A 20,371-nucleotide genomic window follows, 5' to 3' on the forward strand; every position below is an offset into this window, starting at 1 on the left:
ACCTGGGATATTTGATATTGGCTGATATCGAATTATTAGTTATTCTCACGATCTTCTCCTTGCCTTTGTAATTCTCAGTGGCGAACGGTTTTACCTCAAAAGCTGGCTGACCGGAACGCGTTTTTAGCGAATACGCTGGCGCGGCTGTTACACTGGCAGCCAAAATTGTCTAAACGAATGCACATATGCTACAACCGCCAAGAAAAACCTTAAAGATCACTAAAACTGCCGCATCAGGCGCTGTCCAAAAGGACAATAAGACCAATAAATCAGGCAGGCCAGCGACCTCTAAGCCATATGCAAAGTCCGGCCAACCGGCACGGTCGGCACCATTAGCACCAGCGCCAAAATCCTCCCCGTCATCTAATGGCATTACAGACCAGCGTCGGCCCGGCAAACCGACGGCAACTGATGCAGCAGCGGCCAGACCTGTAGTGCCAGCCTCATTAAGCCCGTCAAGCTCATCAAACGCCCCTAGCGCGCAGCCAAACGCTTATGTACACGACACATCGGGCATCGAGTATCTGGATATCAAAGCAGATTCGCTCGCATTTAGTCTGGTGGGGGCGGCGCAAGCAGTAGCCTATGTATTAGACGGCGTGGCATTGCCACAAGCCTTGGCTAAAGTGTTTACACAAAGCAAGGCAACGCCGCAAATTAAAGGGGCGATTCAAGACATTTCTTATCGCACCATGCGTCAGGTTGGCCGGGTTGATGCCTTACTCACCTTGATGACGACCAAAGCACCGGAACCAGCTTTGTTATACGGATTGCTGTGTTGTGCGTTGACCTTGCTGGTCAAAAATGAGGCGGAAGAAGATCAGGAACTGCCGTACGAAGCCTTTGTGGTGGTCGACCAAGCAGTCAATGCGGCGGCATCCAGTTCACACATGGCGCATGCCAAAAACATGGTCAACGCGATTTTGCGGCGTTTTCTGCGTGAGCAAGACAGTTTGCTGGCTACCGTGATCAAACAACCAGCGGCGCTGTGGAATTACCCGCAATGGTGGATTGATCAATGCAAGGCGGCTTACCCTGATCAATGGCAAGCAATTTTGCGCACAGGCAATCAACATCCGCCGATGACGCTGCGGGTGAATCGTCGTCAGATCACGACTGAGGCGTATCTACAAACGCTGGCAAGCGAACACATAGAGGCAATCCAAATCGGACCGTATGCAGTGCGCCTGACAAAACCGGTGCCGGTGGCACAAATCCCTGGTTTTGAGCAAGGCTGGGTTTCAGTACAAGATGCAGGCGCACAATTAGCAGCAAGTTTGCTGGATGTACAAGACGGTATGCGAGTGCTAGATGCCTGCGCTGCTCCCGGCGGCAAGTCTTGCCATATTCTGGAAACAGCCAATGTCGATTTATTAGCCTTGGATGCAGACCCGCAACGCTTGGGGCGGATTGACGAAAATCTGGCGCGCTTGCAATTGTCAGCAGAGGTGAAAGAAGGCGATGCCAGCCGCTCTGGCTGGTGGGATAAACAAGGGTTTGACCGGATTTTGGCAGATATTCCTTGCACCGCATCCGGCGTGGTGCGCCGTCATCCGGATATCCGCTGGTTAAGGCGCAAGGTGGATGCAGTACAGTTATCGACCTTATCCGCCCGGATTTTAGACAATCTATGGCGCATGCTGAAACCAGAGGGCAAATTACTGTTGGTCACTTGTTCTATTTGGCCAATGGAGTCTGAATTGCAGGCAGCGGCTTTTGCAAAACGTCATAACGCAATCCGTCTGGATGCACCTGGTCAACTTTTGCCGACCGCCATTGTGGCTGATCGGATAACTGAGCAGACAACGGAACAGACCGCCGAGCAAGCAACAGAATCAGACACAACGTCGGCTGAGAACAACGATCATGACGGTTTGTTCTACGCTTTGTTTCAAAAACCCGCCGCTTAGCACTTATTGCTAAAACTTAATAAAATTCAGAGCGACTTTCAAGCTATGATGCGAAAAACCGCACTCATACTTATCAGACAATCATGACCCTTGTTTCGCCTCATCATAATTTTATGATCAGACGCTCTATTCATTTACTAAACGGCCTGTTGGCCGGATGGTTCAACTTGCTGTTGATGCTGGCATTTGCCTGCGTTACTGCCTTAGCTGCACCAGCGGCCTTGGCCGCCGATGTTGAGGTGACCCTGGCAAAACTGGAAACCACCGAAGAAGGTTACCGGATTGCTACCGGTTTTGCTTTTGAGTTAAGTCACGGGCTGGAAGATGCGATCACCCGCGGCATACCGATGGTATTTACGACCGAGGTTGAGCTAAGCCGACCGCGTTGGTACTGGTTTGACGAAAAAACCATACGCTCGTCGCAGACCGTCCGCATCGCCTACAACATTTTGACGCTCAAATATACTGCGACGATCAACAATGGCGTACAGCAAACATTTGACAGCCTTAGCGAAGCAATGGCCGTGGTACTTCGCCCCAGGCGCTGGATCGTTGTAGAGCATGGCATTCTGACGAATGGCGCAGTGTACAACGTAGCAGTTCGTTTAAAACTTGATCTAAGCCAGCTACCGAAACCGTTTTTGATCAGCGCTTTAAATAATAGCGACTGGCGGCTTGCCTCGGACTGGAAACAGTTCACCTTCAAGGCGGAAGAGAAGTGACACGTTTTCTCCGGTATGCCCTGATTATTGGCGGTGCTCTGATGAGCATCTTGCTATTCTTTTTAACCACTGCATCCGAAAATTCTGCCAATTTTGAGCATTATTACGGCTGGTTGCTGGGGGCGAATGCAGTCATTGCTTTTGCGCTGTCGGTGTTAGTCATCACTCTTCTGTGGCGCCTGTTGCGCCGCTATCGGTCTAAGGAGTTTGGCTCTCGCCTGATGACGCGTCTGGTCATGTTATTTGCGTTAGTAGGGATTTTGCCGGGCGCGGTGATTTACGTCGTATCAGTGCAATTCGTAACCCGCTCTATCGAATCCTGGTTTGATGTCAAAGTCGAAGCAGCGATTGAATCGGGCTTAAATCTGGGACGCAGTGCGCTCGAGTTCTCATTAGCCGATCTGGAATCCAAAGCACAAAATATGTCCGGCCGCTTATCAGAACCATCTGAAATGAGTTTGTCTATCCGGTTGGGACGCTTACGAGAACAGCTCGATGTGCAAGACGCCACTCTCGTTAATAGCAAAGGACGCGTTATTGCCACCGCCTCCGCTAATATGGGGCGACTGGTGCCAGATTTGCCTACCCCGGCGATGATACGGCAGGCGCGGGTATCGCATGCTTATGCCGCGACTGAGGGCAATTCTGAACCGGTCTCGTTTATTGACAATAGTGCCGCTAATGCCGGCGCCAGCCGCCCCGTTCTGCCAGCGGAGCCACGCGATCTGTTACGTTCGCGCGTCGTGATTGCCCTGCACTCCGCCACTGGCACCAACACAAGTGGTTTGTCTTTGCAAAATGAAGCAATTTATTTGCAATTAATCCATCCCGTACCTACCACGCTCGCCACGCATGCAGAAGCACTGCGCAATGCGTCGGCAGAATATCAAGTCCGCTCTTTAGGACGCGGCAGCTTGAAAACCATGTATATCTTTACCCTCACGCTGACGTTATTGCTGGCAATTTTTGCCGCAGTCACCAGCGCTTTTCTGATCTCCGGCGAGCTGGCGCGCCCTCTTCTTTTATTAGCCGAAGGTACCAAAGCGGTAGCAGAAGGTAATCTCTCACCACGGCCGATCATCACAACATCAGATGAACTCGGTAGTCTGACGCAATCGTTTAACACGATGACCCGGCAGTTATTTGATGCGCGTGCCGCAGTGGAGAAAAACCGTAGCGAGTTAGAAAACGCCAAAGCCTATTTAGAATCCGTATTGGCTAACATGTCCGCCGGTGTAATGGTGCTTGATCAGCATGCCAATTTAGTCACCTGTAACGAATCAGTAGAGCGGATTTTGCAACGCAGTTTAGAGCATGACATCGGCAAGCCAATCAGCGAGATCGAAGGCATGAGCGGCTTCGCCGTGGCAGTCGATAAAGCATTCTCTGAGCAGCATGCACAATCCGCCGCCGGTGGCGAGGATGAGAACGCACAGCATTGGCAGCAGCAAATCGAAATTCCACGACTACAAACCAACAGAACTGAAAGCACAGCGCCTAATAATACCGAAGAACAAGGCATTACCTTATTGGCACGCGGCTCACATTTGCCGGTCTCTTCGGGTAACGGTTATGTGGTGGTATTTGATGACATCAGCAATATTATCTCGGCACAGCGCTCAATCGCCTGGGGCGAAGTGGCGCGAAGACTAGCGCATGAGATCAAAAACCCGCTGACACCGATCCAGTTATCGGCCGAACGTTTGCAGATGAAGCTGCAAGACAAGCTGAGCGAAGCTGATGTTGCTATTCTTAAGAAAAGCACAACCACGATTGTCAATCAGGTAACCTCGATGAAGCGCATGGTGGATGATTTCCGCGATTACGCAAAAACACCGCCCGCCGTGCTGACACCGTTAAATCTGGCAGCCTTAATTGATGAAGTACTGCATTTGTATATGGCTGGCGATGGGCGGGATGCGATCAAACTCAAGTTGGCCAGCAATCTTCCCTCAGTCATGGGTGACGCTACCCAGCTGCGCCAGGTAATCCATAATCTTTTACAAAACGCGCAAGATGCGGTTGCTGACAACGCCAAACCAGGCGCGATCCCGCAAATTGATGTGGTCGCGGAGCTAGTTCGTTATACCAGCGCCGACAAGGCAGAACGCGCTGCGGTGCGGCTGTCTATCATCGATAACGGCCCCGGTTTTTCTAGTAAAATTTTAGCGCGCGCCTTTGAGCCATATGCCACTTCCAAACCACGCGGCACCGGTTTAGGCCTGGCGATGGTGAAAAAAATTATTGATGAACATGGCGGTAGAATTGATATTCAAAATCGTAGCGATACAAACGGTGCAAAAATATCGATTTTGCTGTTAAAGTTAGCACCGGATTCAAATGTCGTTTAATTTGATTTCCACTATTGCTATGTGCGATGGAACCCACCAGAGGAACACTGCATGGTAATGGACCAGAATTTAATAGGGTAATTTATGGCAAACATATTGGTCGTCGATGACGAAATGGGCATCCGGGAACTACTCTCGGAGATTTTAGGCGACGAGGGACACGTCGTTCAACTGGCAGAAAATGCCCAGCAAGCGCGCGAAGCAAGAGCGGCATCCCGCCCTGACTTGGTGTTGCTGGATATCTGGATGCCAGATACCGATGGCGTCACACTCCTCAAAGAATGGCAACGCGACGGTATGTTGACGATGCCCGTCATCATGATGTCTGGTCACGCCACCATCGACACTGCGGTCGAGGCCACCCGGATTGGCGCGCTGAACTTTTTAGAAAAGCCCATCGCCCTGCAAAAGCTGCTGAAAGCAGTTCAGCAAGGTCTGACGCGCACGCCAGAAGTAGCCCGTCCTGCCGCACCCGCTTTACGTGTAATAACTGGCGACTCTCTTGGCAACAGTGGTAATAGCAATAGCTTGAGTAACTCCAATAGCCTGACATCCAGTAGCTTCGCCTCCAGCGCCAGCAATTTTGATCAGCGCAATTTTACGACGGCGCAAAGTCCTCTACCGGCGGTGAATAATCAGTTTGCCAATCTGTCCTTCGATTTGCCACTGAGAGAAGCACGCGATGCTTTTGAGCGTATTTATTTTGAATACCATCTCAACCGCGAAGGCGGCAGCATGACCCGCGTAGCAGAAAAAACGGGTTTAGAACGCACGCATCTGTATCGTAAATTAAAGCAACTTGGAGTGGAGTCAGTTAAATACGCCAAACGCGGCGAATAAAACTGCATGCAAGAATCTAACTTGCGTACGTTGCCCACATGTCCTACATCAGTCACGCTGGTCAGCGGCGGCAGTTATCAGCAAAGAGAGTCTGCGATTGCTGCCGCTGTAAAAAAGATGCAAGTCCTTGCCGGTATCCATAGCGCAAATTCTGTCGCCGTCATACTGGAAGGCTTGCCTAGCGGTGAACTGGCACTCCAAGTCATCAACGATAGATTGTCTGATCCGGCAACAGCACCGCAGACAAAGCTCAAACCCACACTACAAATACAACGCATCGCACCCGGCTGTATGTGTTGCATAGGCAACCTCGCCATGCGCGTTACACTCAATCGCCTGTTACGACAAAAACCCAATTATCTGTTTCTGGCACTAGGCAATCCAGAGCATTTAACACAACTGCGTGACTTTTTATCACAAGCGCCGTATGTGGACTTGCTGAGATTCGATGCAGATATTATTTTAAGCTCTGGCTGGTAAATTAAACCCAGATTTTCCATTGGAACAGCGACAAGTGTGCCTTTGGCGGACTGACTGGCTAGACGCGACGACGACGCAAGCTGCATCTTGCCAGGAGGAGCAACAACGCCAGGCAGTTCGCCAAAGGTGCAATTGTCGCTGTAGCGATCCCACTCGAATCGCGGTCGTGCTATCCCGCTTAACACCGCATGCCCTCTGCGTTTTTTGCGAAGTAGTAGCGGTCTAATGGAAAATCTGGGTTAAAGCTCGTAAAATCATATACTCCCCACCATTTTTACAAAAATAGCCGTATTGTCCAATCATTACATGGACAATAAAATATACTCCTGCAGATATAAATAAAATCATTTAATTGAGTCGGTCTCAATCATTCAATATTGAGCTATTTTCTTTAGCAAAGAATCCACCTAAGTCCGAAAAAGCTAAAGCTCTGCGTTGCCCGGCCGTAACACTAATAAGACAAAGATACAAAATATTCCAGCAAAATACAAAGTCAAAGGTAATATGAGGTGGCAAGCTAAAGAAGGCAGTTGTAGTGGGGAGGCTTGAAATCTGCGCAGATCAGCACCATGTCCTTAGTAACAGAAATTGAAACCACCAACGATTTCCGACCAGAAAGGATGCAAAATGAATCTCATCTACAACAGCGAGCAATACAGCGTCTTTGAATACGGCGCCGACACCGACCATGAAGCTTTACGCTTTGGCGGTTATGAAATTACCGATAAATCGGTGCGTCGCGAATGGTTTATCGGCGGCCCGCTAGCTGCCAACTTCCGCAAAGATGTCCACGAATTAATTGCCAGCGAACCTAGCATCGAAGATATCGATGATTTTCTGGGTCAGTTCGATTCTTACATGAAGCAATCGGTACAACTGCACTAAGCACGCACTGTGCATATCAGTAAGTCAACTGTCGTAAAAGATAGCGATCTATTCAAATCACACAAGCTCTACATGACCCTGAGCACGCTCTGCGCTCAGGGTTATTCAATCATCTACCAGTGATGGCTCGCATACACTTAGCTGTATGCAACGAGATAGTAGAAATGCTATTGTCAAACTTCATGCATTAATGCCCTCACCCAGCGCGACTAAACCCGACTAAACGCTACTAAGCCTCACTAAACGCCTCTATCATGTCCTCGTCCATTTCCCCGCTCGATTGGCTCAGTGGCTTGCAAAGTCTCAGTAGCACGTCGTCAGATCAGCGTCATGCGGTATTAGTTACCATCACCGCGGCACTTGGCTCTACGCCGCGTGGCACAGGCACCCGTATGCTGGTCACACCCGCGACGCAATACGGCACGATAGGTGGCGGGCATCTGGAATGGAAAGCGCTGGCAATGGCGCGTTTGTGGCTATCTGAAACCCTATTTAAAACAAGCTCACCACGTACTGAAAAACTGGCACTTGGCCCTAGTCTGGGGCAATGTTGCGGTGGCGCTGTGCAGATTCAGTTTGACCGCCTGGATCAATGGAGCGATGCAGAATTTACGACGCAGCTCAGTCATTTTCAGCAACAGCGACCGGTGTTACCGCAACTGATTTTATTTGGTGCTGGTCATGTCGGTGCCGCCTTAGTGCAGGTTTTGTCGCAAATTCCTTGCCGGATTCTCTGGGTAGACGAACGCGATCATTTGTTCCCGGCACAATTACCTGCTAACGTACAAACCGAAGCTACCGACACACCGGAAGCCGTCATCGCTCATGCTGAAACCAGCACTTATTTTTTAGTCATGACGCATCATCACGGCTTAGATTTACGCTTGAGCGAACAAATTTTAAAGCGGGGCGACGCAGCGTGGTTTGGACTGATAGGCTCGCAGACCAAACGCGCCAGTTTTGAGCATCGCTTAAAAGAACGTGGCATTCCCGTCCTAGCATTACAAAGCATGATTTGCCCTATCGGCTTGCCAGGTATCCCAGGCAAAGAACCAGGCGTGATTGCGGTTGCAGTTGCCGCACAATTATTGCAGTTATGGTCAACCACCCCTGCACTGCCAGCGAACCCGGTACTGTCTATCAATGCAGCTACAAACTCAGTTATAAACTCAGTTATAAACGCAGTTGCAAACTCAGTTACAAACATACCGACTAATCCATCTTCTATTTTGAGTACAGCAACGCTATGAGTAATCACTTACACGACTTTATTTGTGGTCTGCCGAAAGCCGAACTCCATTTGCATATTGAAGGCTCGCTTGAGCCAGAATTGATGTTCGCACTGGCGCAACGCAATGCGGTCAAACTGCCATACGCATCTGTAGAAGATATCCGTGCTGCATACAACTTTAGTGACCTGCAATCGTTTCTGGATCTGTATTACGCTGGTGCTGCAGTGTTACAGACCGAGCAGGATTTTTATGATTTGACCATGGCCTACATCCAACGGGCATTGGCTGACAATGTGCGCCATGTCGAATTATTTTTTGATCCGCAAACGCATACCGCCAGAGGGATTACGACTGAGGTCGTTTTCGCTGGTATTGCACGCGCCTTGCGCGAGGCCAAAGCAGAACATGATTTTTCCGGCAGTATGATTTTATGTTTCTTGCGCCACCTCAGCGAAGAAGACGCCTTCGCTACGCTGGATGCCGCCATAGCGCTGCGTGATGCATATGCCGATCTGTGGAATGGCATCGGCCTTGATTCTGCCGAAGTTGGCAATCCACCAGAAAAATTTACCCGCGTATTCGCCAAAGCATTAGAGCTAGGTTTCCGCCTGGTCGCACATGCAGGCGAAGAAGGCCCGCCATCCTACATCCACAGCGCACTTGATGTCTTGCAAGTAGAACGCATTGACCACGGCGTCAGAGCGGAGGAAGACGCCGCGCTGATGCAGCGTTTGCAGCAAACACAAATACCACTGACGGTCTGCCCTTTATCTAATTTAAAACTCTGCGTAGTATCCGATTTGCGTCAGCACAATCTGGCGCGCATGTTGCGTGCGGGTCTGTGCATCACCATCAACTCCGACGATCCTGCGTATTTTGGTGGCTATATGAATACTAACTTCATCGCCACAGCCGACGCGCTGGAATTGACACGCGCCGAATTAATACAGTTAGCAAAAAACAGCTTCTGTGCTTCCTTCGCATCGCCGGAACAAAAGCAGGTGTGGCTGAATGAGTTAGATGAATATGTGCGTCTGCACTGATGTAAGCTGATCTGACGAAGCGGTTTAAATTTTTGACATATGCGTTTAGCGACTCGACTAAGATCAACATAACCAATACAAGTTGCGGCTTGTTTGCTACAACCGCTTGCCGCCAAATTAATATACTCCCCATAAAATTTTAGCAATTAGGCTTAATGTCCAATCATTATTTGGACGTCTAAAATATACTTACAGCAGTATATTTTCAATCACAAATTATCGCGGCAAAACAACGTCATATCAGATCGCATAAATTCAGATGCCCCCAATTAAAATCATCGCAAAATTTCAGGCAAAAAAAAGCCCGCAGAGTGTGCGGGCTGAAATCCAAACCTTTACGGTGTTGGAGGAGACAAGTGTAACTATATCGCAGTGCAGCAAATAAACAAAACATTATTTTTGCATATCAATCATTCACAAAGCGAATATCAAATTACCGAGTCTTTCCTCTAAATTTTCCCTCAAAATATTACGCAACATCAAAGCGAATTTACTTCCATAGGAAAGCCCGTCATTTTCTATGCGGAACAAACTACTATTGATTTCATAGGCAAAAAAAAGCCCGCGACCTTGAGGTTGCGGGCTGAAATCCAAACCTTTACGGTGTTGGAGGAGACAGGTTCACTTTATCGCAGCGCAGCAAATAAGGCTGCTTTATTTTTCGTATACCAGTTATTTCCAAAACACATAATGTTCATTTACAGCAACATGTTAATAAGATAGGACTTACCCACCGCTAAATTCAGTTAAATGACAAGCTGAAAAATGTTGCGGAGCTATCTCTCTCAGAGAGGGCTGTTCGACCGCGCAACGTGGCATAGCATGCGGACAGCGCGGATGAAAGTAGCATCCAGAAGGTGGATTCAGCGGAGATGGAATTTCACCCTTGATAGCAAAAAATGTGGTTTTTTTCACCTCCAGCTTAGGTGCTGCGGCCATCAATGCTTGCGTATAGGGATGGTTGGCATGTCCAAATATCTCTTCTGCAGGTGCCGACTCCACCACTTTGCCCAAATACATAATCACCACCCGATCGGACAAATGGCGCACCACGCCAAGATCATGGCTAATAAACAGATAGGTCAGGTTTAATTCCTGCCGTAGCTGCATAAATAAGTTCAGCACTTGCGCCTGAATCGAGACGTCCAACGCTGCGACGGCTTCATCACAGACCAAAAATTCGGGCTTCACAGCCAGCGCGCGGGCAATGCCTATCCGCGCACGCTGGCCGCCAGAAAACTGATGTGGAAAGCGCCGTAAAACAGCAGGATCTAAACCGACCCGCTGCAACAAATTTTCGACATAAGACTTTTGTTCAGAGGCTGAAATAATCTGATGCACAACAGGCGCTTCGCCAATAATGTCTTGCACTCGCATACGCGGATTAAGAGACGCATACGGGTCTTGAAAAATCATTTGTATGCCAAGCTGTACCTTGCGCTGTGCAGTACTTTCCATTTGCCTCACTTCTTGCCCGCGCCACCAACGCGAACCCTCAGACAACGAATGCAAACCGACTGCCATGCGTCCTAGAGTCGATTTACCACAACCAGATTCACCAACCAGACCAACCACCTCCCCAGCTTGCACAACCAAGTCAATTTGATCAACCGCGTGCACGGTCTGTTGCTGCATATTGGCACCAAACACATTAGCGATCTTGGCGGCGGTATCCAATGGTTTGACGAAACGTTTGCTGACATTGCGTAGCTCTAATATCGGTGTAGCGTCAGAGTGAATAATGCTCATGCGACTAACTCGCTCTCTAAGGGTGCTGGATGAAAACAACGCACAGAGCGGCCATCGATCTCTGTTAAAGCTGGCACATTGGCGCAATCGCTCTGCGCCTGACTGCAACGCTCACGAAAAGCACAACCGACTGGCAAGTTTAATAGAGAGGGTGTCATGCCGGGAATCTGATGTAAAGCCTGACCACGCGGGTTACGTGACGGCGCAGAGGCGATCAAGCCATAGGTATAAGGGTGACGTGGTTGGTTCAGTACTTGCTCCACCGTACCACTCTCAACAATCCGGCCAGCGTACATCACGCTCACGGTATCGGCCAATCCGGCGATCACCGATAAGTCATGCGTAATCCAGATTAAGGAGGTACCGGATTCGCGGCAAAGTTTTTGCATCTCAAACAGAATTTGTCCTTGTATCGTCACGTCCAAGGCCGTGGTCGGCTCGTCGCAAATAATCAAATCAGGTTTATTCAGCAGAGCAATCGCAATCGCCACACGCTGACGCATGCCGCCAGAAAATTGATGCGGATACGACATCAACCGCTCATCCGGTGAAGGAATGCCAACCCGTACCAAAGCATCACGTGCCATTTCCATCGCAGCAGATTTACTTACTTTGTGATGGGCAAAAATGGCCTCGGTCATTTGCGTGTCTATCCGCAATACCGGATTTAAAGTCATCATCGGATCTTGAAAAATCATCGCAATGCGGTCGCCTCTTACCTGGCGCATTTGCTCTGCAGACATCGCCCGCAAGTCCTGACCTTTGAGTAAAATTTGCCCTCCCACGACTTTACCCGGGGCATCAATCAAACCCATGATGGAATAACCGGTCATCGATTTGCCCGACCCAGATTCGCCCACTAATCCCATAATTTGTCCTGGCATCACGGAGAACGAAACATCATTCACTGCAGTTGCTACTCCTGCCCGGGTATGGAATTCGGTCGTCAATCCTTCGACAGTCAGCATCGGTTGCGTGGGTTGCGTTGCTTGTTTTAGTTCTGGCATCACGTCCTCTTATTGTGTCTGCAAACGCGGGTTAAGCACATCGCGCAACTGATCGGCTACCAGATTGATGGACACTACCGTCACTAATAAAGCGATGCCCGGGAAGAAACTAATCCAGTATTTACCCGACAGCAGGTATTGGAAGCCATTCGCAATCAACAGTCCCAGTGAGGGTTCAGTGACTGGCAAACCCAAACCTAAAAAGGATAACGTCGCCTCTAGTGAAATCGCCGAAGCTACCTGCAATGCAGCGATCACAATCAACGGCGGTAAGCAATTAGGTAGCAGGTGTCGCAAAATAATCCGGGCAGGTGACAAACCCAAGCCCATTGCAGCTTCCATATATTCCTTTTTACGCTCCACCAAGGCTGCGCTCCTTGCGGTGCGAGCGTAGTAAGCCCATTGCACTGCGACCAGCGCGATGATGATTTTGCCTACGCCCTGTCCGCTCAGCGCCAGCAAAATCAAGGCAATCAAAATCGGTGGAAACGATAACTGGATATCGGCAATCCGCATAATCAGGGATTCAATCTTGCCGCCTGCGTAGCCAGCAAACAGTCCCAGCGTTAGGCCAATCACCAGGGCAATCACGGTACTGCTGACACCAACCATCACAGAAATACGCAAGCCATAAATAATCGCAGACAGCATGTCACGTCCCTGCTCATCGGTACCCATCAGAAAACGTAATTTGCCGTCGGCCGACATCTGGCCAGGCTCCAGACGCGAATCCATCACATCTAAATTACCGAGATCGTAGGGATCTTGAGGTGATATCCAGGGGGCGAAAACTGCCGCCAACAAAATCAATACCAGCAACACTAAACCAGCCGTAGCGATTTTGCTTTCAAAAAATTGACGGGTAAATCGCCGGAACGGCGTATCCGCTTTAAACGGGGCGGCTGTTTTTTGCACTGTCGTCGTCATGATTTGCTCTCAGAAAGTCGGACTCGCGGATCGAGCAAAGAATACAAAACATCTACCACCAAATTAATCAAAATAAACATCGTCACAATCAGCAGCAAATACGCCACGATGACAGGCCGGTCCAGTACACGGATAGAATCAATAATCAGCTTACCCATGCCCGGCCAGGCGAACACCGATTCAGTCACAATCGCGAACGCAATAATCGAACCGAATTGCAAAGCAATCACGGTAATGATGGGTATTAAAATATTTTTGAGTACATGCACGCCAATGATGCGGCTATTTCGCAAACCCTTGGCACGTGCAAATTTGACATAGTCTTGCAGCAACGCTTCTTGTGCACCAGCACGCGTCAGGCGTATGACCAATGCGACGTTAAACAAGGCAAGGTTAAATGCGGGCATCAAGATATGTCGGAGACCATCCCAGCTTAAAAAACTCACAGGGATACCGAAGAGCAAACTGGTTTCGCCTCGTCCGCTGGATGGCAGCCAGCCTAACTGTACGGCAAACACCATAATCAGCATCAACCCGACCCAAAATGTAGGCAATGAAAAACCGAGGATGGAAACCGCCATAATCGTTTTTCCCGCTACGCCGTTGGGACGCAACCCGGCCCACAAACCAAGCGGTACGCCCATCACTACCGACAACACAATGGCGCAGACTGCAAGCTCCATCGTTGCTGGCATGCGTTCAAAAATCAGGGCAAGAGCGGGCGTAGAAAATGCAAATGAGCGCCCCATATCACCACTGAGTGCATTTTTTAAAAATATGAAATATTGCTCCACCATCGGTTTATCTAAACCAAATGCGGCAATGGTGCGGGCACGCTCCAGCTGATCGGCGTCTGGGCTAATCAATACATCAATCGGATTGCCGATTGCATACACGCCGGCAAACACCAGCAGCGACATCACCAGTAAAACAATGATGCTTTGCATCAGACGGCGAATAATAAAAACCAACATGCTACTTCCTGTTCCACTGTGAAAACTTACTTAAACTACGTCAAGCGCCATCGCTATATTCTCGTATATGGAAATGAGAATGAGCGATGGCGAAGTAAGGCAGATACGACTATTCAGGTCTGACTACTTGGCACTGAAATCATAAGCATGAGTGCGTTCGTCGGTACGTGGAATATAGGTAATATTCTTCTTCATCGCCCAGGTCGTCACCTGCTGATGAATCGGAATGATCTCGGCATCATTGATCACCAGCGCAGTCGCATCTTGCAATAACTTCAGACGGACTTTATCGTCTACTGTATTCATTGCCTTACCTAATATTTCATTCACTTTAGGATTACAATATTTGAGATAGTTGTTACCGCCAAACCCTTTTTCAGGCTCATCACAGGCGGCAATCGCGCGTAAAGGGGAAGAGACTTCCCCAGTCTGTGCGCCCCAACCGAGCAAGCCAATTGAGTATTCGCGCTTAATCCCACGGGAGGCATAGATCGACATTGGCATACCTTCTACCTTAGCTGCAATACCAATTTTTGACAGCATCTGCGCGATAGTCTGGGTAATTTTCTCATCATTGACATAACGATTATTCGGCGTCTGGATCGTGACACCAAAGCCGTTGGGATAACCAGCCTCGGTCAATAATTTTTTCGCCATGTCAGGATCATATTTCATGACTTTGAGTTCGGGATTATGACCAAATAAAGTGATAGGAACCAAGTTGGCAGTCGGCTGTGACAGTCCTTCCATAACACGATCTTTAATCGCTTCACGATTGATTGCCATCGAAATCGCTTTACGTACCCGGATGTCTTTCAATGGATTTTTATCCATAGGTTTGCCATCTTTGTCTGTGATAAACGGAGATTTATCGCGTGTACCATCCAGATATAAATAGATAAGACGGTGCGATACTTTTGACATCATGGTCAGATTGGTGTCGCTACGGATACGCGCGACGTCGGGGGTCGGTACGTTCTCCAAGGCTTGCACATCACCTGCTAACAGAGCCGCAATGCGGGTCGCGCCGTTGGGGATAAAACGCAAAGTCACTTTGCTCCATTTACCGACTTTTTTGCCCCAATAACCATCGAAGCGGTCCATTTCAATTCTGTCGTCACGCAGAAATTTTACAAACTTATACGAACCGGTGCCGACCATCCCTTTGCCGCTAGAAAAATCATCGCTGGTCAAACCTTGCGTGGCTTTTTTAGAAACGATGTAAATCGCTGACAAATCCGGCAACATTAACGGGTAAGGCTCTTTGGTCGTCAGGCGAATGGTATAGGCATCGACGATCTTTTTATTGATGATTGCTTTGGTGTAGACATCAAATTTGCCCGGGCTACCTACGATGGTTGCCGGACGATCTAATGACCACATCACGTCGTCGGCAGTCATTTCGGAACCATCATGAAACTTGACGCCTTTGCGCAGTTTTAATTCCCAGGTCAGGTTATTCACCAGCGTCCATGATTCTGCCAGGCCAGGGATGATGCGACTATCGGCATCCATCGTGACCAGAGTCTCAAACATATGGTCTGAGACATTCAGGTTAGGAAACACATTATAAAAGTGAGGATCGAGCGAAGTCGGCGGCGAACTCATTGCCAATTTAAATTCTTGCGCAAAACTCTGGGGCGAGACAGCCATTAATGTAGAGAACGCAGAGATACTGGCGGCCAGCAACACTGTGCGTGGTTTTATTTTTATTTTGCTTTTGATTGTGTGCAGCATCGACATCGACGACTCCTTAAAAATAGTACGGAACGGTGCTCACAATCAGGTTCTTAGGATAGAAAACGAACTAGATTCCGATTGCAGCAAAATGATTTACACTTGAATTTATTAATACAGTTTCTTGACGCTATTTTTTGACACTGTTTTTACAACACACACTAAGGCGAAAACCTTTGGCGATTGCACATCTAATGTAGGGATGATGGCTTGCACTGATTGATTGTTTGCTCGATCTTTTGCCTTATCTTTTTGCCCGATTACTTGCCAATCTGCATTGTGCAACAACATACACTGCGCACTGTTTTGGCGCAACAAATTAGCAAGTATCCTGAGTGAATTCTTAGGTTCGCTTTTGGTTCGCTATTTTATTCGCCATTGCTAACGCTATTGCTCACTATTTGTACGGAGAACATCATGCAATTAATTGACCCTATCCTCCAGTTCCATACAGAGCTACAACAAATCCGACGCGATATTCACGCCCATCCCGAGCTGAGTTTCGAAGAGCATCGCACCTCAGACGTGGTGGCCCGCAAGTTACAAGAATGGGGCATCCCTGTCATTCGCGGGCTTGGCATCACCGGCGTGGTCGGCATCATCAAAAACGGTAGCAGCCAGCGCGCCATCGGATTACGTGCTGACATTGATGCTTTACCGATGCAAGAATTTAATACCTTTCCGCATGCCTCAAAAAATGAAGGCAAAATGCATGCCTGCGGCCATGATGGTCACACGGCGATGCTGCTAGGTGCGGCACATTATTTATCTCAGCACAAAGAATTTGACGGAACCGTGTATGTCATCTTCCAACCAGCGGAAGAAGGCGGTGGCGGCGCCAAGCGCATGATGGATGACGGCTTGTTTGAACAATGCCCGGTGGAGGCCGTATTTGGCATGCATAACTGGCCTGGTGCGGCGGTTGGCAGTTTTGGCGTGACCTCAGGGCCAATGATGGCTTCGTCCAATGAATTTGAAGTCGTCGTCAAAGGTAAAGGCGCGCATGCGGCACAACCTCACAAGGGCATCGATCCCATCATGGTCGCGGTACAAATTGCGCAAAGCTGGCAAACGATTATCACCCGCAATAAAAGCCCGCTGGACACCGCGGTGCTGTCCATTACCCAAATCCACGCCGGTAGTGCAACCAATGTCATCCCCGATGAAGCCAGCTTAATCGGTACGGTGCGCGGCTTCACCACATCGGTGGTGGATCTGCTGGAAAACCGGATGCGTGCTATTGCAGAACATACTGCCGCTGCCTTTGATGCCTCCGTTGAATTTAGCTTTAAACGTAACTATCCGCCACTGATCAATCACGCCAGAGAAACCGCCTTTGCTGTCGATGTAATGCGCTCTATCGTCGGAGATGAGCGCGTCGATGCGCAGGTAGAACCCACTATGGACGCAGAAGATTTTGCCTTTATGTTGCAGGCCAAACCGGGTTGTTATGTCTTCTTAGGCAATGGCGATGGCGAGCACCGCGATATGGGCCATGGTCTGGGACCATGCAACCTGCATAACCCCAGTTATGACTTTAACGATGATTTGCTACCGATAGGCGCAACTTATTGGGTACGACTGGCAGAAGCCTACTTGAAAAATACAAGCCCATAGCCATCTAAAGCAAGCTATACATCAGCTACACAAAATTTCCACCCACTACACCAATCCAACCAAACGACAATATTATGGCCGACGAAAATAACAACGACAACGCACCACGTAGCCCTTTTCTGGAAGAAAAAGCCTTCAAATCACGCACCGTGCTGGTATTTGGCACCATCAACGACAAGTTGGCTGCTGATGTCAGCAAGCGTCTGATCGCGCTGGCGGCTGAATCCAAAGATCCGATCACGATATTGGTATCGTCGCCCGGCGGCCATGTGGAATCAGGCGACGTGATTCATGACATCGTCAAGTTTATCGATGCACCGGTAAATATGGTCGGTACTGGCTGGGTCGGCAGCGCCGCGGTGAATGTATTTTTGGCGGTGCCAAAAGAGCGTCGCTTCTGCCTGACCAATACCCGCTTCCTGATCCATCAACCAAGCGGCGGCGCAGGCGGACAAGCCAGCGACATCGCCATCCAGGCGCGTGAAATCGTCAAAGTCCGTGAACGCATTGCAGCCTTGATCGCAAAAGAGTCAGGGCAATCGCTGGAAAGAGTCACGACCGACATTGACCGCGATTATTGGATGAATGCATCCGAGGCCAGCGAATACGGTCTGGTATCACGCATTATCGTCAAGCAAACTGAATTAAGTTAATTACTGGAAATATATACTCCTACCATGTATATTTTATTGTCCATATAATCTCTGGACAATATCGTGTTTTTAGTAAAAATGAGGGGGAGTATATTGTTTTGCAGATGTTTTTTTATCGTTAAGGTATCGCAATAGCACTACTTTAACGCTTGGTGAGTTTCAGATTTGAGACATGCTTAAGAACCTGTCAGCTTGGTGTTTAAGATGCCACCTGACAGGTTTTTTTATCTCAAAATTCTTCCCAGTCATCCGTTTCCACCGTAGCGACTTTAGACTTTGCAGCGCCAGAACTACCGTTACGCGGAGCTGCCGTGGTGGATTTTGGCAAAGCGCGGGCAACTGGTTTGGGCTTGTTTGCCACAGACATAGAACGTGCGGCAACGATGGATGATTTGCCGGATGAAGTGCGGCTGAGGTTAGTTTGGTCGAGTTTGAATACGCTGACGATTTCGCTGAGATTCGCGGCTTGATCCTGCAAGGATTTTGCTGCCGCGGCGGCCTCTTCGACCAAGGCGGCATTCTGTTGCGTAACCTGGTCCATCTGGGTGACAGCGGTGTTGATCTGATCAATCCCCGAGCTTTGTTCTGCGCCAGCGGCACTGATTTCGCTGATGATGTCACTGACCCGCCGGACGCTTTCAACCACCTCATTCATCGTATTACCTGCCTGATCCACCAGTCGTGAGCCCTGATCTACTTTTTCAACCGAATCATTGATCAGTTCCTTAATCTCTTTTGCTGCGCTGGCAGAACGTTGCGCAAGATTACGCACTTCCGACGCAACTACTGCAAATCCTCGTCCCTGCTCGCCGGCACGGGCAGCCTCAACAGCAGCATTCAATGCCAGAATATTTGTCTGGAAGGCGATGCCGTCAATGACACCGATAATATCGACAATTTTTTTCGATGAGGCATTAATCGACCCCATCGTATCAACCACTTGTGAGACCACATCACCGCCTTTCATCGCGACCTGCGTGGCAGAAATCGACAGTTGATTTGCTTGCCGTGCATTGTCGCTGTTGTGTCTGACGGTCGAGGTTAATTCCTCCATAGAAGATGCTGTCTCTTCCAATGAACTAGCCTGAGTTTCGGTGCGGTTGGATAAATCCATATTACCTTGCGCAATCTGCATCGACGCAGACGCAATTTGATCCGTTCCGTTGCGGACTTCACTGACAACTTTCAGCAGACTTGCGTTCATTTCTTTGAGCGCCTGCAGCAACATACCGGTCTCGTCCTTGCTAGTTACATCGATCTGACTAGTCAGATCACCAGATGCTACCGTTTGCGCTACCTTGACTGCATACTGCAAAGGACTGGAGACAACGTTAGCAATCCAGTACGCCAACGTCAGCCCTAACAAAATGCTTGCGGCAAGAACGCCAATAATCCATAAGCGCGAGCTTTTATACACTTCAGTACTTTGCTGATAGGAGGCAGCGGCACCCTCACTGTTGATCTTGACCAGTTTGTCGACAATCGTACGAATCTGGGTATTTAGCTTGGATGATTCATTACGCAAAATTGCTGTTGCGTCCTTGTTGTTACCCTCATGCGCCAGAGCAGCCATTTTGTCCGAGAGTGCGAGATAGCTACTCATCATTTTCAGGTACTCGTCGAACTCGGCTTTTTCTTGTGGCAAGCTGATCAAAACCTGATATTTTTTCTCATATTCTCTGAGCCCGGCAACGGCCTCTTTGACCCGTCCGGCATATTTATCAGCCTCTTCTGGACTCTCGGCAGAAACAACCTGCGCCTCTTGCGAGCGGATACGGGAGATACGCTCTTTAATCCCCATCGCGGCATCAACACTCGGCAACCAGTTGGTACCGAGATCCGTGGTGGTCTGGTTCACCTGAGCTAATTGATAGATAGAAAACACACCGAGAAAGCAGGTGAGCAATAACAAGGTAATAAAGCCCACAAATAGTTTTGCCGAAATCTTCAGGTCATAAAACAATTTCACGGTAAGTCCTTCCAATGAAGTAATAACGATCGGGAATTGCCAAACAAGATGCTGAAAAATATTGCTTAGAGAATATATGTCTGATGAGTCTGTGATTAATGTATAGGGGATTACTGAATGTATGGGTAATTATAGAAAATGTATACGCTTTACACTCCTGAACAACGGTATTGATTCAATTTGTATTCAGTTTTTCAGGCATAAAAAATCCGCTTGAAGCCAATCAAGCGGACGGGAGGAAACGAATTGATGTCACTATTCTGACATCAGACTCG

At 48.9% G+C, this 20,371-nt stretch carries 16 protein-coding genes; 10 read left to right on the forward strand and 6 right to left on the reverse strand.

The genetic code is table 11. The annotated features are described in order from the left end of the window. Positions 1–185 precede the first annotated feature (185 nt). From rsmB to AAKU61_RS01945, 8 genes are all read left to right on the forward strand, one after another. A complete protein-coding gene (rsmB, locus tag AAKU61_RS01910; protein ID WP_354329170.1) occupies positions 186–1,910 on the forward strand; it encodes a 16S rRNA (cytosine(967)-C(5))-methyltransferase RsmB in 1,725 nt (574 codons plus the stop codon). Positions 1,911–2,023: 113 nt separating this feature from the next. Continuing rightward, entirely contained in the window at positions 2,024–2,632 is a 609-nt protein-coding gene (locus AAKU61_RS01915; protein ID WP_354329172.1) for a DUF4390 domain-containing protein, read from the forward strand. Then, positions 2,629–4,983 (forward strand): sensor histidine kinase, encoded by a 2,355-nt coding sequence (locus AAKU61_RS01920; protein WP_354329174.1) that lies wholly within the window; start codon positions 2,629–2,631, stop codon positions 4,981–4,983. Before AAKU61_RS01915 ends, AAKU61_RS01920 begins: the two co-directional genes overlap by 4 nt. Positions 4,984–5,067: 84 nt before the next feature. After that, positions 5,068–5,823, forward strand: a complete 756-nt coding sequence (locus AAKU61_RS01925; RefSeq protein WP_354329175.1) for a response regulator — start codon at positions 5,068–5,070, stop codon at positions 5,821–5,823. A gap of 6 nt (positions 5,824–5,829) precedes the next feature. After that, entirely contained in the window at positions 5,830–6,303 is a 474-nt protein-coding gene (locus AAKU61_RS01930; RefSeq protein WP_354329177.1) for a GTPase, read from the forward strand. Positions 6,304–6,930: 627 nt separating this feature from the next. Next, positions 6,931–7,188: a BTH_I0359 family protein gene (locus tag AAKU61_RS01935; protein WP_322120359.1), complete on the forward strand. Its 258-nt coding sequence runs from the start codon at positions 6,931–6,933 to the stop codon at positions 7,186–7,188. Between the two features lie 254 nt (positions 7,189–7,442). Further along, positions 7,443–8,438, forward strand: coding sequence for a xanthine dehydrogenase accessory protein XdhC (gene xdhC / locus AAKU61_RS01940; RefSeq protein WP_354329179.1), 996 nt, complete (start codon positions 7,443–7,445; stop codon positions 8,436–8,438). Further along, positions 8,435–9,463 (forward strand): adenosine deaminase, encoded by a 1,029-nt coding sequence (locus AAKU61_RS01945; RefSeq protein ID WP_354329181.1) that lies wholly within the window; start codon positions 8,435–8,437, stop codon positions 9,461–9,463. Before xdhC ends, AAKU61_RS01945 begins: the two co-directional genes overlap by 4 nt. A 726-nt stretch (positions 9,464–10,189) precedes the next feature. Here the strand turns inward: AAKU61_RS01945 and AAKU61_RS01950 are convergent. The 5 genes from AAKU61_RS01950 to AAKU61_RS01970 all read right to left on the reverse strand — a co-directional run bounded on the left by AAKU61_RS01950 (position 10,190) and on the right by AAKU61_RS01970 (position 15,773). Further along, positions 10,190–11,212, reverse strand: a complete 1,023-nt coding sequence (locus AAKU61_RS01950; protein WP_354329183.1) for an ABC transporter ATP-binding protein — start codon at positions 11,210–11,212, stop codon at positions 10,190–10,192. Continuing rightward, positions 11,209–12,219 (reverse strand): ABC transporter ATP-binding protein, encoded by a 1,011-nt coding sequence (locus tag AAKU61_RS01955; protein WP_354329185.1) that lies wholly within the window; start codon positions 12,217–12,219, stop codon positions 11,209–11,211. Before AAKU61_RS01955 ends, AAKU61_RS01950 begins: the two co-directional genes overlap by 4 nt. A 9-nt stretch (positions 12,220–12,228) precedes the next feature. Further along, entirely contained in the window at positions 12,229–13,146 is a 918-nt protein-coding gene (locus AAKU61_RS01960; protein WP_354329187.1) for an ABC transporter permease, read from the reverse strand. Then, a complete protein-coding gene (locus tag AAKU61_RS01965) occupies positions 13,143–14,120 on the reverse strand; it encodes an ABC transporter permease (RefSeq protein ID WP_354329189.1) in 978 nt (325 codons plus the stop codon). Before AAKU61_RS01965 ends, AAKU61_RS01960 begins: the two co-directional genes overlap by 4 nt. Positions 14,121–14,243: 123 nt before the next feature. After that, positions 14,244–15,773: an ABC transporter substrate-binding protein gene (locus tag AAKU61_RS01970; RefSeq protein ID WP_354329356.1), complete on the reverse strand. Its 1,530-nt coding sequence runs from the start codon at positions 15,771–15,773 to the stop codon at positions 14,244–14,246. A 501-nt stretch (positions 15,774–16,274) separates the two neighbouring features. Between AAKU61_RS01970 and AAKU61_RS01975 the strand changes: the two genes are divergently transcribed. Continuing rightward, complete coding sequence (locus AAKU61_RS01975; protein ID WP_354329191.1) at positions 16,275–17,474, forward strand: M20 aminoacylase family protein; 1,200 nt, start codon at positions 16,275–16,277, stop codon at positions 17,472–17,474. A gap of 74 nt (positions 17,475–17,548) precedes the next feature. Beyond that, on the forward strand, positions 17,549–18,127 hold the full coding sequence (locus tag AAKU61_RS01980) for an ATP-dependent Clp protease proteolytic subunit (protein ID WP_354329193.1): 579 nt from the start codon (positions 17,549–17,551) through the stop codon (positions 18,125–18,127). A 229-nt stretch (positions 18,128–18,356) separates the two neighbouring features. Here the strand turns inward: AAKU61_RS01980 and AAKU61_RS01985 are convergent, their stop codons facing one another. Next, positions 18,357–20,096 carry a methyl-accepting chemotaxis protein gene (locus tag AAKU61_RS01985; RefSeq protein WP_354329195.1) on the reverse strand — a complete coding sequence of 580 codons (1,740 nt, stop codon included), beginning with the start codon at positions 20,094–20,096 and terminating at the stop codon, positions 18,357–18,359. Between the last annotated feature and the right edge of the window lie 275 nt (positions 20,097–20,371).

The organism is Undibacterium sp. GrIS 1.2 (assembly GCF_040544435.1).
Lineage (GTDB): Bacteria > Pseudomonadota > Gammaproteobacteria > Burkholderiales > Burkholderiaceae_D > Undibacterium.